15 protein-coding genes and 1 tRNA gene are annotated in these 17253 nt (G+C 37.3%); 11 read left to right on the top strand and 5 right to left on the bottom strand.

What is annotated here, in order from left to right; genetic code table 11:
• Positions 1-82: 82 nt before the first annotated feature.
• Positions 83-2959 carry an aminomethyl-transferring glycine dehydrogenase gene (gene gcvP, locus AB4J89_RS10920; RefSeq protein ID WP_368469201.1) on the top strand — a complete coding sequence of 959 codons (2877 nt, stop codon included), beginning with the start codon at positions 83-85 and terminating at the stop codon, positions 2957-2959.
• An 89-nt stretch (positions 2960-3048) separates the two neighbouring features.
• On the opposite strand, the gene AB4J89_RS10915 is transcribed toward gcvP, so the two are convergent.
• Both AB4J89_RS10915 and ygfZ read right to left on the bottom strand, forming a co-directional pair.
• Entirely contained in the window at positions 3049-3651 is a 603-nt protein-coding gene (locus AB4J89_RS10915; protein ID WP_006533678.1) for an HD family hydrolase, read from the bottom strand.
• Between the two features lie 30 nt (positions 3652-3681).
• The gene (gene ygfZ / locus AB4J89_RS10910) at positions 3682-4668 is read right to left on the bottom strand and encodes a tRNA-modifying protein YgfZ (RefSeq protein WP_368469199.1); all 987 of its coding nucleotides are present in this window, start codon (positions 4666-4668) and stop codon (positions 3682-3684) included.
• 264 nt (positions 4669-4932) lie between these two features.
• Here ygfZ and sdhE point away from each other — a divergent pair, with 264 nt between their 5' ends.
• Together sdhE and AB4J89_RS10900 are read left to right on the top strand one after the other, a co-directional pair.
• Positions 4933-5208, top strand: a complete 276-nt coding sequence (sdhE, locus tag AB4J89_RS10905; RefSeq protein WP_075670946.1) for an FAD assembly factor SdhE — start codon at positions 4933-4935, stop codon at positions 5206-5208.
• A 470-nt stretch (positions 5209-5678) separates the two neighbouring features.
• Positions 5679-6086 carry a protein YgfX gene (locus AB4J89_RS10900; RefSeq protein ID WP_194950925.1) on the top strand — a complete coding sequence of 136 codons (408 nt, stop codon included), beginning with the start codon at positions 5679-5681 and terminating at the stop codon, positions 6084-6086.
• Between the two features lie 16 nt (positions 6087-6102).
• Here the strand turns inward: AB4J89_RS10900 and fldB are convergent, their stop codons facing one another.
• Positions 6103-6621, bottom strand: coding sequence for a flavodoxin FldB (gene fldB / locus AB4J89_RS10895; protein WP_088495999.1), 519 nt, complete (start codon positions 6619-6621; stop codon positions 6103-6105).
• Between the two features lie 108 nt (positions 6622-6729).
• Between fldB and xerD the strand changes: the two genes are divergently transcribed.
• The 8 genes from xerD (at position 6730) to AB4J89_RS10855 (ending at position 16039) form a co-directional block, all read left to right on the top strand.
• Positions 6730-7668, top strand: coding sequence for a site-specific tyrosine recombinase XerD (gene xerD, locus AB4J89_RS10890; RefSeq protein ID WP_368469196.1), 939 nt, complete (start codon positions 6730-6732; stop codon positions 7666-7668).
• 33 nt (positions 7669-7701) lie between these two features.
• Positions 7702-8409, top strand: a complete 708-nt coding sequence (gene dsbC, locus AB4J89_RS10885) for a bifunctional protein-disulfide isomerase/oxidoreductase DsbC (RefSeq protein WP_088494965.1) — start codon at positions 7702-7704, stop codon at positions 8407-8409.
• A 9-nt stretch (positions 8410-8418) separates the two neighbouring features.
• Positions 8419-10152, top strand: a complete 1734-nt coding sequence (gene recJ, locus AB4J89_RS10880) for a single-stranded-DNA-specific exonuclease RecJ (protein ID WP_368469194.1) — start codon at positions 8419-8421, stop codon at positions 10150-10152.
• A gap of 170 nt (positions 10153-10322) precedes the next feature.
• Positions 10323-11421 (top strand): peptide chain release factor 2 gene (gene prfB / locus AB4J89_RS10875; RefSeq protein WP_099074846.1). Its coding sequence is split into 2 segments (ribosomal slippage): positions 10323-10397 and positions 10399-11421, totalling 1098 coding nucleotides; the frame shifts between segments, so codons are not numbered across the junction.
• A gap of 8 nt (positions 11422-11429) precedes the next feature.
• Positions 11430-12944, top strand: coding sequence for a lysine--tRNA ligase (gene lysS / locus AB4J89_RS10870; protein WP_088494967.1), 1515 nt, complete (start codon positions 11430-11432; stop codon positions 12942-12944).
• Between the two features lie 191 nt (positions 12945-13135).
• Positions 13136-13209, top strand: a tRNA-Gly gene (locus tag AB4J89_RS10865).
• A 281-nt stretch (positions 13210-13490) separates the two neighbouring features.
• Positions 13491-13973 carry a GNAT family N-acetyltransferase gene (locus AB4J89_RS10860; protein WP_088494968.1) on the top strand — a complete coding sequence of 161 codons (483 nt, stop codon included), beginning with the start codon at positions 13491-13493 and terminating at the stop codon, positions 13971-13973.
• A 515-nt stretch (positions 13974-14488) separates the two neighbouring features.
• The gene (locus tag AB4J89_RS10855; RefSeq protein ID WP_088494969.1) at positions 14489-16039 is read left to right on the top strand and encodes a methyl-accepting chemotaxis protein; all 1551 of its coding nucleotides are present in this window, start codon (positions 14489-14491) and stop codon (positions 16037-16039) included.
• A gap of 403 nt (positions 16040-16442) precedes the next feature.
• Here the strand turns inward: AB4J89_RS10855 and AB4J89_RS10850 are convergent, their stop codons facing one another.
• Together AB4J89_RS10850 and AB4J89_RS10845 are read right to left on the bottom strand one after the other, a co-directional pair.
• Positions 16443-16646 (bottom strand): hypothetical protein, encoded by a 204-nt coding sequence (locus AB4J89_RS10850; RefSeq protein ID WP_098942234.1) that lies wholly within the window; start codon positions 16644-16646, stop codon positions 16443-16445.
• Positions 16647-16956: 310 nt separating this feature from the next.
• Positions 16957-17166 (bottom strand): sigma-S stabilization anti-adapter protein IraP, encoded by a 210-nt coding sequence (locus AB4J89_RS10845; protein WP_069367749.1) that lies wholly within the window; start codon positions 17164-17166, stop codon positions 16957-16959.
• Positions 17167-17253: the final 87 nt, after the last annotated feature.

Genomic DNA, 17253 nt, shown 5'->3' with positions numbered 1-17253 from the left:
TTATCGTAATGCTATCTCAACACGCTTTAAGCCGTGTGCTATTTACCTATCCATTCATAGTGAATTCAGGAAATTACTTGCAATGACACAGACTTTAAATCAGTTAGAGTATCGCGATGAATTTATTCGTCGCCATATTGGTTCATCACCAGAACAGATTAAAGAGATGCTCAGTGCTGTTGGCGTCTCCTCATTAAATGAATTAACTCAAAAAATTGTTCCAGATAATATTCAATTAGAGACACCACCAAATGTGGGTGCCGGAGCAACAGAGCAAGAAGCCTTGGCTGAACTGAAAGCGATCGCCAGCCAAAATAAACGTTTCACTTCTTACATTGGAATGGGTTACGCGCCTTCTGTATTACCTCCTGTGATTTTGCGTAATTTATTAGAAAATCCGGGCTGGTATACCGCTTATACACCGTATCAGCCAGAAGTTTCTCAAGGTCGTCTAGAATCACTACTGAATTTCCAACAAGTTACAATTGATTACACAGGAATGGATCTTGCTTCTGCATCACTGCTAGATGAAGCAACGGCAGCAGCTGAAGCAATGGCAATGGCAAAACGTGTAAGCAAATTAAAAAATGCGGATCGTTTCTTTGTTGCTGATGATATTCACCCTCAAACCTTAGATGTTGTCAGAACCCGCGCTGATACCTTTGGTTTTGAAGTGGTTGTTGATAAGGCTGAAAAAGTATTAGAGCTTGAAGGTGTCTTTGGCGTGCTATTACAACAAGTCGGCACAACAGGCGAAGTCCATGATCACAGCAAATTATTAGCAGCATTAAAAGAACGCAAAATTATTACCAGTGTAGCTGCTGATTTAATGGCGCTGGTGGTACTCACAGCACCGGGGCATCAAGGTGCTGATATCGTATTAGGCTCAGCGCAACGTTTTGGTGTTCCAATGGGCTACGGTGGTCCACATGCGGCATTCTTTGCTTGTCGTGATGAATATAAACGTGCGATGCCGGGACGTATTATTGGTGTTTCTCGTGATGCTGCGGGTAATCGTGCATTACGTATGGCGATGCAAACGCGCGAGCAACATATTCGTCGTGAAAAAGCGAACTCCAATATTTGTACATCCCAAGTCTTACTTGCCAATATCGCGGCTATGTATGCGGTTTATCATGGACCTGAAGGATTAAAAACCATCGCTCAACGTATTCATCGTTTAACGGATATTTTAGCAGCGGGTTTACAACAAAACGGTATGGTATTACGCCATAAAACTTGGTTTGATACCTTAACGATTGATACTGCAGATAAAGCGGCTGTATTACAACGTGCTAAAGATGCTGAAATTAACTTACGTACCGATATTGTGGGTGCCGTGGGTGTAACACTAAGCGAAATTACAACACGTGAAGATGTATTAAAGCTTGTTGAAATTATCAGTGGTAAAGCATTAGCTGGTGATATTGATGCACTTGATAGACAAGTGGCTTCTGCGTCAGCATCAATCCCTGCTTCTATGCAACGTAAAGACACTGTGCTGACACATGAAAACTTTCATCATTATCACAGTGAAACAGAAATGATGCGCTATATGCATCGTTTAGAAAATAAAGACTTAGCATTGAACCAAGCGATGATCCCATTAGGTTCATGCACAATGAAACTAAATGCTGCCGCTGAAATGATCCCAATCACATGGCCTGAATTTACAGAGTTACATCCATTCTGCCCAGCTTATCAAGCGAAAGGCTATCAAGTGATGATTGGACAACTCTCTAGTTGGCTTGCTGCATTAACGGGTTATGATGCGATGTGCATGCAACCAAACTCAGGTGCTCAAGGTGAATATGCCGGTTTATTAGCTATTCGTCGTTATCACCAAAGTCGTGGAGAAGGTGCGCGACATATCTGCTTGATCCCAAGTTCAGCACACGGTACTAACCCTGCTTCTGCTCATATGGCAGGAATGACAGTGGTTGTCGTCGGTTGTGATGATAACGGTAATATCGATATTGCGGACTTAAAAGCTAAAGCAGAAAAACATCAAGCTGAACTCTCTTGTGTGATGGTGACATATCCATCAACGCATGGTGTTTATGAAGAAGGTATTCGTGAAGTTTGCGAGATCATTCATCAATATGGCGGACAGGTTTATCTTGATGGCGCAAATATGAATGCGCAAGTGGGGATCACCACACCGGGCTTTATTGGCTCTGATGTTTCTCACTTAAACTTACATAAAACCTTCTGTATCCCTCATGGCGGTGGTGGCCCAGGTATGGGACCTATTGGTGTGAAATCACACTTAGCACCGTTTGTGCCAGGGCACTCTGTTGTTGAAATGGAGAATGTTACTACACAAGGCGCGGTTTCTGCGGCTCAATTTGGTAGCGCTTCAATACTACCAATTAGTTGGATGTATATTCGTATGATGGGCGCACAAGGGCTTAAACAAGCAAGCCAAGTGGCTATCTTAAATGCGAACTATATCGCGCAACGCCTGAAAAATGACTATGACATTCTTTATGCTGGCGCTGATGGTTATGTTGCACATGAATGTATTATCGATATTCGTCCATTAAAAGCGAATTACGGTATCAGTGAAATGGATGTGGCTAAGCGTCTAATTGATTATGGATTCCACGCTCCAACTATGTCATTCCCTGTTGCGGGGACATTAATGATTGAGCCAACAGAATCCGAAAGTAAAGTTGAAATTGATCGCTTTATTGAGGCTCTGCTTTCTATTCGTGCTGAAATTGCACAGGTAGATAAAGGTGTATGGTCAATTGACGATAACCCATTAGTTAATGCGCCTCATACACAATATGAATTAGTGCAAGAGTGGTCACATAGTTATAGCCGTGAATGTGCGGTGTTCCCAAGTGAAGCAACGAAACAAAGTAAATATTGGCCAGCGGTTAAACGTCTTGATGATGTGTATGGCGACCGCCATTTACATTGTTCATGTGCGCCAATCAGTGATTATGAATAAGCTTTAATCTAACAATATTCCTAAATGAAATACCGATGGTTAAGTTAGTCATCGGTATTTTTTTATTAACAAATTCAGTCTTGAATATATTACTTCAGCCAGCCTTTTTTCTGCGCCTCTAATAATTGAGGGTAGAGATATTGCCAAAATTCTGGCCACTGTTTTTCAATAAACAGATTACGCGCTAATACTTGCTCTAAGCGGATATTATTTTCAACCCAGCTTTGACCTTCGTTATGTAAATTCATCAGCATTGGCATGGTGCGATCAAGAATATTGGCAAACTGAGATTCTGGTGTTTCAGCTGCATCATATTCCAACCATAAATTGAGAAAATATTCACTTTGTGGCGAAGGTAATAAAGCAAAAATACGTTTTGCAGCTTTTTGCTCGTGCTCTTTAATTGCTTCACGAGCAGCAACGTCATACACCATCACATCGCCAGCATCTATTTCAACGATATCGTGAACAAGTGCTAACTGAATAGCACGTCCCATATCAATATCACCTGCATACGGCTGAAAACTCATTGCTGCAACAGCAAAGTGCCAGCTATGTTCTGCAGTATTTTCAGAACGACTATTGTCTAATACATTATTTTTACGATAAACACGTTTTAGTTTATCTAACTCCATAATAAAGTTAATCGTATCAGAGAAGGGGCCAAATGCCCCTTTAGGTAATTGTGTCATAAAAATCCGTATTGGTATGATAAATAAAAATTACTCTTCTTCTAAAGAATAAGGCAGTGGTTTAATGGATAGACGGCTGATGTTATCGCCTTGAACTCTAAATACACTATCGAGCTCCATATCGTTATTCATAACAACTTCAGCCAAAATAGTATTATCAGCCATACGTACAGCACTTAATACCGTCCCTGTTTTACGCCATTTATCTTCGCCTAATTGCCATTCAACGCTACCGCCAATTTCAGGTAATTCAGTACCACCACCTGATAATAGGTACATTGCACGTTTGTTGGCACCTCTGAATTTTGCGCGAGATACCATCTCTTGTCCGGTATAACAGCCTTTTTTAAAGCAGATGCTCAGCGGTAATGCTTGCAGATTTGTTGCTTGAGGTAAGAATTGCTCAATATTTGGAGTATCAATAATAGGATATCCAGCCTCAATATCTAAGGCTAACCATTGCTCGCTATTACTGATTTCGGCTTTTAATGTTGTTGTAAGATTTTTTGCTGTTTCTTCATCTGTAACGATTAAAAAACGTTCGGTAGGTAAAGGTAGCTGAAGAATATAAGTATTATCGTGATTAACAACTTCATTTGCTTTACGAGGGATATCTGGGAAGTAATCGGCTAATGCAAGAGCAGCACCTTGTCCGGCTAATCCTAATAAAACGCTATCTGTATTTTCAGCTAAGGTTACTTTTGAAAATACGGAATATTTTTTTAATTCAGTCAGTTGTTTTTGCGCGACGTTTTTACGCAGAATATAAGCAAAACCTTCTTGCTGGTGGAATAAGCGGAGCGTACTCCACATTTTACCTTTTGCTTCACAGTGTGCAGACAATGTATGTGTCGTTGTTGGAAGGGCTGCAATATCCGTAGTTAGTTGACCTTGTAGATATTTTTCACTGTCAGCACCTGTTGCTGTTATCAGTGACCATTCATCTAAAGAAACCAGTGTTAATGGCAAATTGATTGCTGCATGAGGGCGTTTAGCCTGAGTAGAATTTTGAGTCATGATGTCACCAGCTATTAAATTAATCAGATACACCAGTTATGGTAAAAGAGTGACAAGACAATGCAAGTCATTATTATTTTTAACGCACAGAAAATGAACCTGATAAATAACAAATGAAAGCGTGTTCAATAGGTTGTCTATGAGACTAAACCTGCAAACTGTGATCATTTTGATGTTAAAAATTTTGCGATAAGACTATCATCAGGGCTAGGAAGAAATAGTGGTATTTCTTGATTTGAACAATGTAAAGAGCAGAGTATGACTATCGATATAGAGAATAAAGCACGAATTAACTGGGCATGTCGTCGCGGAATGCGTGAACTGGATATTTCTATCATGCCTTTTTTCGAGAATGAGTACGATACGCTATCTGATAACGATAAAGCGCTTTTTGTTCGTTTACTAGAGTGTGCAGATCCTGATTTATTTAACTGGTTAATGAATCATGGACGCCCTGATGATGATGCGCTCTATTATATGGTGAAGTTAATCCAAGAGCGCAATAAAGCTAGAATGGCGGAGATCGTTGATAAATATTAATAAAATAGATTATCAAATCAACGATAGATTAAATAGTAATTAAGATTGATTAAAAATGACGCTTTTATTTTCTTATCAAATAAAGGCGTTTTTATTTTTATATAAAAAATTAATAGTACTCTAAAATTTACTGAAATAAAAAATGTAGTTGCGTTAAATTTGCGTACTATCTCTAAAAATGATCGCTTAAATCGCCTTTTTTCGATGTTTTTCTCTTTATACTTAATAAATCAGGTATGCTGGCTTTATTAAAACAACGATTAAAAAAGAATAGAAATTACGTAATTATTATTAAGCTATATTTTTTAAACATATATTTAATAGAAAAAGTAACAATAAATAATTGAGCTAAAATGTAAGATAAACTATTTGCAAGGCTAAGAAAGAAGTTACATTATAAATAGGTTGGTCTTTATTATCTTTAACTTATTTATATTCGTATAGAATTACAGCAGGAGTTAATATAACTCGTGGTTTTATGGAAATCGCACCTCACAGTATCATGGTTCACTCAACTCTTCTCAACGGTTGCTTATGTTGCCTTTGTGATAGGTTTACTGTTGTATCCGTGGCCTCCTGATTTTATTTATGTTTGGGTGCCATTGTTACTGTTCCTGATCGGCAGTTGGTATTTCACACAAAAGAATATTAGCCGTATCAAGGGAGATTTTGTTTTACTGAATGGAAATCGAATTCAATGGAAACTGCATGAATGGCAAATAACAAAACACCCTTGGATCAGCCGTTTTGGTACTCGAATAACGTTGACTTCTATTTTAAATAAAAAACAAATCACGTTATGGGTTGCTTTTGATAGTATGACAGAAAATGAGTGGCGTAACTTCTCTCAGTTATTAATGCAATATCCAGATATTTAATACCTGGATATTATATTTATAAGTTTTCTTCTACTTCACGTAGAATTTGCATACACCATTGTGATAAACGTTCATCAGTTTCTTCAAACTGGTTAACGTCATCTAATGCAAGACCAACAAAATGCTTACCATCATCTGATAAAGGTTTTGGGCTGACAAATTCATATCCATCAACAGGCCAGAACCCAATAAACTTAACACCACTTGGTAATAAATGATGATAAAGCATACCAAGTGCATCAAGAAACCATTCGCTGTAATCAACTTGATCGCCCATTCCATACATTGCAATAAGCTTATTTTTTAAATTTAATGTTGGCAATGTATCCCAAATATTGAGCCAATCTTCTTGGATCTCACCAAAATCCCAAGTTGGAATACCTAAAATAAGGATGTCATATTGTTCCATGAGCGTGATATCACACTCTTGAACATTATGAAGATCAACAAACTCTTCACCGAGAATATCACGAATTTTTTCTGCTGCCATTTCGGTGTAACAGGTGCTAGAACCGTAAAATAGACCAATTTTCATAAAGGTTTTTAGGATATTTTTGCCAATAAAGGTCACTATTGTACCAGAAAATTTTTTTTATAAGGCATAATGTAAAGGCGATAAGCTAAAGAGAGGGAGAGCAAGACTGTGTCACAAACCAAATTATCGACAAAAAAGACAACTCATACCAATGAAGATACTGATATTATCATTGAACAATTTCTCGACAATATTTGGTTAGAGCAAGGCTTATCCGCTAATACACTCAGCTCTTATCGTTTAGATTTACAAGCATTAGGGCAATGGCTTGCACATCACCAATTAGATTGGTTATCGGTTACTACCTTGGATTTACAATCTTTTCTCGCAACGCGTTTAGATGAAGGTTATAAAGCCAGCAGTGCAGCCCGGTTACTCAGTACAATGCGTCGGTTATTCCAATATTTATATCGTGAAAAATTACGTTTAGACGATCCTAGTGCATTGCTTTCAACCCCTAAGCTTCCCAAACGTTTACCAAAAGATTTAAGTGAACGACAAGTTGATGATCTACTCAATGCTCCTTGTATTGATGAACCACTTGAATTACGTGATAAAGCGATGCTTGAAGTCCTTTATGCGTGTGGGCTTCGTGTTTCTGAATTAGTGGGATTATCTCTCTCTGATATTAGTTTACGACAAGGCGTGCTACGCGTTATTGGTAAGGGCGATAAAGAACGATTAGTTCCTTTAGGTGAAGAAGCTATTTACTGGCTAGAGCAATATCTGCAATATGGAAGACCCGCTTTAATGCAAGGCAAAACGGACGATGTTGTTTTTCCTAGCTTAAGAGGGCAAAAAATGACACGACAAACGTTTTGGCATCGGATAAAACATTATGCCGTGATAGCAGGAATAGATACTGAAAAACTATCACCCCATGTGTTGCGTCATGCATTTGCAACACATCTCTTAAATCATGGAGCAGACTTGCGTGTTGTACAGATGTTATTGGGGCACAGTGACCTCTCTACAACACAGATTTATACCCATGTTGCAACAGAGCGCTTGAAAGCGCTTCATCAGCAACATCACCCAAGGGGATAGCCGCTAAATAGCCGGCGTTAAATAGGAATTCAAATGAAAAAGAAATTATTCTGGTTGCCAATATTATTAAGTATGGTGTCAATGCCAGTGCTTGCTGACAATGCTTCTATTGAAGCGCAATTGGCTAAAATGCAGATTAAAGCAGAGAGTATTCAACCAACGCCGATTGTTGGATTAAATGCAGTGTTATCAGATAAAGGCATTTTTTATATTACAGATGATGGTAAATATCTGACTGCAGGGCCTATTTATAACATTAGTAGTGGTGAGCCAGTTAGTATCGCTAATCAAGTTATTATGAAAAAAGTAGACTCACTTAAAAATGAAATGATTGTTTATAAAGCGCGTAATGAGCGCCATATGATCACCATTTTTACCGATATCAGCTGCCCTTATTGCCAAAAACTTCACCAAGAAGTGCCTGAACTGAATAAACAGGGTGTAACAGTGCGTTATTTGGCATTTCCTCGTAACGGTGTTGGCAATAATATTGTGAGTAAAGAAATGAATGCTGTGTGGTGTAGTGGTTTTCCTAATAAATCATTAGACAGTGCATTTAAAGGTGACAAAATTATCCCCATTGATGAATGTGCAAAAATCAATATCAATGAGCACTTTAAATTAGGCACCATGATGGGTATTCAGGGCACTCCTGCTATTGTATTACCTAATGCCAGTATTTACGGTGGATATATTTCTGCTCAAAACCTTGTTGAATTATTAGATAAAAAAGAGAAGTAATTACGTTTTATGGTCACTATTGAACCGACACTGCGTCGTCGAATTGCACAGGCAACTCAATTACCGGATAACTTAGATCCCTTATTACGACAAATTTATGCTAATCGTGGAATAACATCTGAAGTTCAACTAGAACGATCGTTAAAAGGCTTACTTCATTATCAAGCATTAACAGGAATAGAAACGGCAATTTCATTACTGATTGAGGCGTTACAGCAACAATCTCGCATTGTTATTGTTGGTGATTTTGATGCTGATGGCGCAACAAGTACCGCACTTGCGATTAAAGCATTACGCCAAATGGGATTTAAGCAAGTTAGCTATCATATTCCTAATCGCTTTGATGATGGTTATGGTTTAAGCCCTCAAGTTGTTCATGACGTTGCTAAAAAAGGGGTTGATCTCATTATCACCGTTGATAATGGAATTTCCTCTTTCGAAGGTGTGGATACAGCTCATGAATATGGTATTCGTGTCCTCGTTACTGATCACCATTTACCCGGACAAACCTTACCCGCTGCTGATGCGATTATTAATCCTAACCTGACAGATTGCTCTTTTTTATCTAAATCATTAGCGGGTGTTGGCGTTACTTTTTATTTAATGACGGCATTAAGAGCTGAATTAGAAAAACAAGGTTGGTTCGAGCAACAAAACTTAGCTCGTCCTAATATGGCTGATTTTCTTGATTTAGTTGCACTAGGCACAGTGGCAGACGTTGTTCCTCTTGATGAAAATAACCGTATTTTTGTTTATGAAGGATTACGCCGAATTAGAGCGGGTCGCTGTTGTGTCGGAATAAAAGCACTAACAGAAGTCTCTCGAAAAGAACTCGCTCAATTGGTCAGTAGTGACTTAGGTTTCTTTTTAGGCCCTCGCTTAAACGCAGCCGGACGTCTTGATGATATGTCTGTGGGCGTTGCTTTACTTTTAACCGACAATATTGGCTCTGCGCGTGAGATTGCTAATGAACTTGATGGATTAAATCAAACCCGACGTGAAATTGAAGCGGGTATGCAAGAAGAAGCTTCAACTATTTTCCGTCAATTTATGGGAACACAACATGATTTACCGAATGGTTTAGCGATTTATCATCCTGAATGGCATCAAGGTGTTGTGGGTATTTTAGCTTCTCGTATTAAAGAAAAATTGCATCGTCCTGTTATTGCTTTTGCACCTAGCGGTGATGGTCTGTTAAAAGGCTCTGGTCGTTCAATTAGCGGTGTTCATCTTCGAGATGCATTAGAACGATTAAATACGTTAAATCCGGGGTTGATGGTGAAATTTGGTGGGCATGCAATGGCGGCTGGACTTTCACTTGAAGAAGATAAATTCCCGCTGTTTCAGCGTCATTTTTCGTCTTTAATGGCGGAGTTGGTTTCTGATGAACAGTTGCAAGGCGTAATTTTATCGGATGGTGAGTTGAGCGAAAATCAATTATCTCTACCTATAGCCGAAATGCTCAGAGAAGCCGGGCCTTGGGGACAGGCGTTTCCTGAACCTCTATTTGACGGTAAATTTACGCTGTTACAACAACGTATTGTGGGCAGTAAACATTTAAAAATGATGCTTCAGCCTGTAAATAGCCATCTAATGATTGATGCGATTGCATTCAATGTTGATATTAATATGTGGCCTGATAATAGTATTAAAACGGTTGAGTTAGCCTATCGATTGGATGTAAATGAGTTTAGAGGGCAGCGTAATGCGCAACTGCTTGTTGAGCACATTTGGCCTTGTTAACACGAATAATTAAATCATTTATCGTGATATAAAGGGTAACGTTGTTATGGCAATAACTATCTGATAGACAATTGTATATAAATGCTATAAACCCGCTGATATATCCGTTACAATATGCGGTTCAAAATTTATTCCAATTGTTTTTGAAAACAACATAAAGACGAAAAAGTATGTTTGAAATCAACCCCGTAAAACACCAAATAGAAGAAGTCTCTGAAAGAACAAATGTTCTCAGGGGGTATCTTTGACTATGATGCCAAGAAAGAGCGTTTAGAAGAAGTTAACGCTGAATTAGAACAGCCTGATGTATGGAATGAGCCAGAAAGGGCACAAGCATTAGGTAAAGAGCGTTCATCTCTTGAGGCTATCGTAGAAACAATCGACCAGTTAGATCAAGGGCTAGAAGACGTTTCTGGTTTACTTGAATTAGCAGTTGAAGCTGATGACGAAGAAACATTTAACGAAGCTATTGCTGAATTAGATGTATTAAATAAAAAGCTTGAGCAATTAGAATTCCGTCGCATGTTCTCTGGTGAATATGACAGTGCGGATTGCTACCTTGATTTACAAGCAGGCTCTGGTGGTACAGAAGCGCAAGATTGGGCAAGTATGCTGATGCGCATGTATTTACGTTGGGCTGAATCAAGAGGCTTTAAAACAGAAATTATTGAAGAATCTGACGGTGATGTTGCAGGATTAAAATCAGCGACTATCAAAATTATTGGTGAGTACGCTTATGGTTGGTTACGTACAGAAACAGGTGTTCATCGCTTAGTTCGTAAAAGCCCATTTGACTCAGGTGGCCGTCGCCATACCTCATTTAGCTCTGCCTTTATTTATCCTGAAGTTGATGACAATATTGATATTGAAATCAACCCTGCGGATTTACGTATTGACGTTTATCGTGCTTCAGGTGCGGGTGGACAGCACGTTAACAAAACAGAATCTGCGGTTCGTATTACCCACGTTCCAACAGGTCTTGTCACTCAATGCCAAAATGATCGCTCTCAGCATAAGAACAAAGATCAGGCAATGAAGCAGATGAAAGCGAAGTTATACGAGCTGGAAATGCAAAAGAAAAATGCAGACAAGCAAGTAATGGAAGATAACAAGTCCGATATTGGCTGGGGTAGTCAAATTCGTTCTTATGTTCTTGATGATTCACGTATTAAAGATTTACGTACTGGTGTGGAAACGCGCAATACACAAGCAGTATTAGACGGTGATCTTGATAAATTTATTGAAGCTAGCTTAAAAGCGGGCCTGTGAGGAAAAACATGTCGCAACAGCAACAAGGTGCGGAGCAGGCACCTGATTTAAATAACGAACTGCAAACACGCCGCGAAAAATTATCCGCTTTACGCGATAATGGTAACGCATTCCCAAATGATTTCCGCAGAGACGCTCTGTCTGACGAATTACATCAAAAGTATGATGCAATGAGTGCAGAAGAGTTAGAAGCAGCGAATGTGGAAGTTTCTATTGCAGGTCGTATGATGACTCGCCGCATTATGGGCAAGGCATCTTTCGCTACATTGCAAGACATGGGCGGCCGTATTCAGCTTTATGTTTCTCGTGATGATTTACCAGAAGGTATCTATAACGAGCAATTTAAAAAATGGGATCTGGGCGATATCTTAGGTGCTCGCGGCCGTGTTTTCAAAACGAAAACAGGTGAATTAAGTGTTCACTGTACAGAAGTGCGTTTATTAACTAAAGCACTGCGCCCGTTACCAGATAAATTCCACGGTTTAGCTGACCAAGAAATGCGTTATCGTCAGCGTTATTTAGATCTGATTTCTAACGAAGAATCACGTAAAACATTCCAAATTCGTTCACAAGTTATGGCGGGTATCCGTCAATTTATGGTGAACAAAGGCTTTATGGAAGTTGAAACGCCGATGATGCAAACTATCCCAGGTGGAGCAAGTGCGCGTCCGTTTATTACTCACCATAATGCGTTAGATATCGATATGTATCTGCGTATTGCACCTGAGTTATATTTAAAACGTTTAGTTGTTGGTGGTTTCGATCGCGTATTCGAAATTAACCGTAACTTCCGTAACGAAGGTGTATCACCACGTCATAACCCAGAGTTCACTATGATGGAACTCTATATGGCGTATGCAGATTATCGTGACCTGATTGAATTAACTGAAGAATTATTCCGCACATTAACTGAAAATGTACTGGGTTCTTCATTAGTAAAATATGGTGATCAAGAGTTTGATTTTGGTAAACCATTTGCCAAATTAACCATGAAAGAAGCTATCTGCAAATATCGTCCAGAAACCGTAATGGCTGATCTTGATGATATGGATAAAGCAGTCGCTATTGCTCAGTCTATCGGTATTAAGATTGAGAAAAGCTGGGGCTTAGGTCGTGTTCAATGTGAAATTTTTGAAGAAGTTGCAGAAAGCCACTTAATTCAACCAACGTTCATCATTGAATACCCAGCAGAAGTTTCTCCACTGGCTCGTCGTAACGATGATAATCCATTTATCACTGACCGCTTTGAATTCTTTATTGGTGGTCGTGAAATTGGTAATGGCTTCTCAGAACTTAATGATGCACAAGACCAAGCAGAGCGTTTCGAAGATCAAGTTCGCCAAAAAGAAGCGGGTGATGCAGAAGCGATGTTCTTTGACCATGACTACATCACGGCATTAGAACACGGCTTACCACCAACAGCGGGTTTAGGTATTGGTATTGACCGTATGGTGATGTTATTTACTGACAGCCATACCATTCGTGATGTTATTTTATTCCCAGCAATGCGCCCTAATAAATAATTGTTATTTTAAATAAATCCTTAATTTAACAATAGCATTAGCGAAGAACAATATAGTTATAAGGCCACCGAAAGGTGGCTTTTTTACTTTTAAAAACAATTGGTTATCTTTTTTTCGATGATTAAATAATCATTTAAATAAGAAGGGGATTGTCGTTCAATTAGGGAAGCGTATAATCAGAAAAATCACTTGCGGGCGTAGTTCAATGGTAGAACGAGAGCTTCCCAAGCTCTATACGAGGGTTCGATTCCCTTCGCCCGCTCCAAACAAACCGCAAACTCATCTCTAATCTCTCAACTTCTTGTAAATCAACTAGTTTATTAACTCATCATCTTCAAAATTTGTGACTGCTTTGGAAATTTATATAATTCACTACTTAGCATTTTTTATACCATTTAGTCTATACAATAAATTGATTTACATAGATTTATTTTTAGAAGTAGGATTGAAAATATAATAAGATGATATGATTTAGTGAGTTTTAATAAGTATAACCTTAGTATATTGGTATTCACATTTAACATATTATGTAATTTAGGAAATTATATGCATTTAGAGTTCAAAAGACTCTCACAGATAGAACCCTCACATATTGTAGAACTTAATAATCACCCTGCGGTTTTACGACAAATGCCTTTGGGCAGTCCTAATTTTGATATCGAAAAAAGTATTTTATGGGCAAAAGATAAGGACTCTCAATGGGATGATAATGGGTATGGTCCTTGGGCATTTGTTATTGATGGTGTGTTTGCTGGATGGGGTGGACTTCAAAAAGAAGGAGATGATGCCGATCTAGCATTAGTTCTTCATCCCAATTATTGGGGAGTAGGTAAAATAATTTATGCTGAGATTATTCGTAGAGCATTTGATGAAATGAATATTGAAAGCATCACAATTTTGCTTCCTCACTCAAGGAAAGTAACAAAAACAGTTTCTCGTTATGGATTTAAACCTGATGGGGAAGTTTGTTTTGACGATATTAGTTTTCAGCGCTTCAGATTATTTGCAGATAAAAATAGAACCATTTAATTTGGTTTATATCAATAGGCGAGTTAGTTCGTATCGCCTTATGTATACCCATCCCATCCTATAAATGTGATTCATTAATCACAAAATAGTTCTATTTAGCTGTTATTTCGCATTTCTCGCATATTTTTTAATAAGAGTTTTTTAATAAATCAAAGGGGGTGAGTGTCATTAAGTCACCTCTTATGTGTATAAATAACTTGGTTTAAAAGATTAAGAATACCTTAAAATTTATTTTCTCTTCAAATATTCTTTCTTTAACTATCCTTATTTATTTTTATCGCAATCATTATATCAACATTATGATTTTAAATGCTTTTTTATTTTTTATTTAAGATTATAAAAAATGATACATAAGTAACATTTTTGCTTCTTTCACCTAACTCTTTTTATGTATAGAAAATTAAAAACCAATTTATAAAAAACTTTAGTAAAAAATTAAAATAAATTGAAAAAGTGTCGATAAGAGTACATTACGCCCTATTGGGCTTACTTTATCTTGTTAGTTGAGAAATTCGATGCAGAAACTTCGTAACATTACTATTCGTCTGATGATGATAATCATTCTGGGGACATTATGTGTGTTATTTGGCGGTGTCAGTCTTTATAGCGCATGGTCACTATCACAAATATCTGAAGGCAATCAATTTGATAATCAAATAATAAAACAAATGGCTGCACTCAGTCAGGGAAATGATCAGTACTTTCGATTCACTTCTCGATTAAATCGTCTCGTTGAGGAGAAAGCAAAAGGCAAAGAAGTCGATTTTACACAAGCACAACTGGCGATGGAAAATATGGAAAAGCAGATTACATATATGAAATCTGTTTCTCCGGGGCCGATGGATGCAAAAGTATCAAAAGAGCTAATGGATGTATGGCAAGCGCTTTTTGAGCAAGGAGTAAAAAAACAAATGGAATTAGCGCTCAACGGCACCATTGAGCAATATGAACATCATGCAAAAAATGTGACACCTGCGTTGAGTCGTGAATTAGGTAATGTGAGTGAAAACTTTAATAATGCTGCAAATATAAAAATTGATAGCACTATTGAAGAAGTGGATGAGCTTATTGAAGTGACACAAATTGTTATTATTATTAGTGCCATTTTAGGGGGAGTTATTCTGATCCTCACTGACCGTTATTTAGTGACAATGTTACAAAAACCACTTGAAAGTATTCGCCAACATTTTGTGAAAATTACAGAAGGTGATCTGAGTCAGTCCCTTGAGCCTTTTGGTAATAACTGTGCTGGGCGATTAATACCGTTATTAAATGATATGCAAAATAGTTTACATGAAGCGGTAAGTACAATCCGAATGGGAAGTGAAAGTATTTATCGTGGTGCATCTGAAATTGCCAAAGGAAATAACGATTTGGCTTCTCGTACAGAAGAGCAAGCAACGGCATTAGAGCAAACAGCCGCAAGTATGGAAGAGATAACAGCTGCCGTTAATCAGAACATGGAGCACGCTTATCAGGCGAGAGAATTGGCTGAAGTTGCATCAGTGACCGTTGAAAAAGGCAATGAATTAGCTGAATCTGTTGTAACAACAATGGATGGGATCTCTGATAGCTCAAGTAAAATTGCAGATATCATCAATGTTATTAATAACATTGCATTTCAAACGAATATACTTGCTTTAAATGCATCAGTAGAAGCGGCAAGAGCTGGATCTCATGGGCGAGGATTTATGGTCGTCGCCAATGAAGTGCGTAATTTAGCAGGAGATAGTGCCAAAGCGGCTAAAGAGATTGAAGTACTTATTGCTGACTCCACTACGCGAGTAAGAAAAGGGGCTAGCTTAGTCAGCGATATGGAAAAAACAATGGAAGACATTTTGACGGGAGTTAAACAGGTAACGTCAATAATGAAAGAAATCACTATTGCATCTGAAGAGCAAAGTAAAGGTATTGGTCAAGTGAGTGTGGCTATTACTCAAATGGATGGCGTAACACAACAGAATGCCTCTTTAGTTGAACAAGTTTCAGCAGCAGCCATTTCATTAGAAAGACAAACCGAAGAATTACAGCAATCGGTACAAAAATTCAATCTGGCTCATCGTTGATATAGAAAAAATTTATAAAGTATGTGTCTAATGTGGTAAGTTTTTACTCGTTAGGCGCAAAAATATTATAAATATAAAGGTTACATTCTTATTATTCTTGCTTTTATTTAACAGCATCAACGAGCTTAATTTGATCATTGATTGAGTATTTAATTCGTTATGTTTTATTATTTTTATCATGCGAAACAGAAAATTATTATCCAAATTAAAATGCTCTATAAATAATAATGTTATTTTGTTTATACTCAATCAATCAAAAAGTACTTTCTATTTTAATTTTCATAATCAATCAATCAGTGATTATGTTAAAGCTTGAAGTGATTTGATTTTTTAAAGATGTAGATATAAATCCTCTCTAATATAAATAATAAAGAGAGGGTGATGAAGAATAGTGCCTCAATGTTTAGAGCATTTTTTTTATATATTGTTCTGTCTTGCTTATAACATCTTGGTATTGAGGATGATCGATATAAGCATCATTGACGGTCTTATTTATATCTTGGATCACTATTTCTTTTTGTTTATCTGTCAAAGTCAATAATAAGGCTTTCAAAACTACTTTTACTGCTGCAATTTCATACTCTATATTGACAACTTTTTTTTCCATAAGATCCTCAAAGGAACGACAATTTATTGCTGTGTGATAAATTATTTTTCATATTAATTAATTGTTTACTTAAATCCAAGAAAAAATTAAATTGATAAAAGAATATACGATTTTATCGCATTTTTTCATTAAAACAGTAAATGTGAGGATATTTTAGATGTGGAAAATAGACACTCAGTAAATTTAACTTAGTGTTGTATTAATGAAAGGAAAATCACGGTATATCCTATATAAAATAATCAATAGGATGCTATTAGCACCCTATAAAATTAGGGTATAAACTTAATAGCAATAGTAAACATCGTTTTCATTAGGCTTGAGTAAGCTTCTTCACATATTGCTCAGTTAAGTTAATAACTTCATTGAGCTGAGGGTATTTGTTTGATGTATCCTCAAGCACTATAGATATATTGCCCAACATATCCCTTCGTTGTTTATCATTTAGCGTGGAAAGTAAAGATTTGATAACAATTTTTAGAGCAGCAATTTCGCATTCAATTTCTTTTAAATTTTTATCCATGATTTACCTGCCAGTATTTAATGGATGAGTAATATAGGTAATTTTTTTGTTTATCACAATTATAGAAGCATATTATTTAGAGATGTA

It is taken from the genome of Proteus sp. STS61-E (assembly GCF_040932335.1).
GTDB classification, from domain to species: Bacteria; Pseudomonadota; Gammaproteobacteria; order Enterobacterales; family Enterobacteriaceae; genus Proteus; species Proteus mirabilis_B.
Note: the sequence above shows the minus strand (reverse complement) of the source record. Positions and strands in the feature narration are given on the sequence as shown.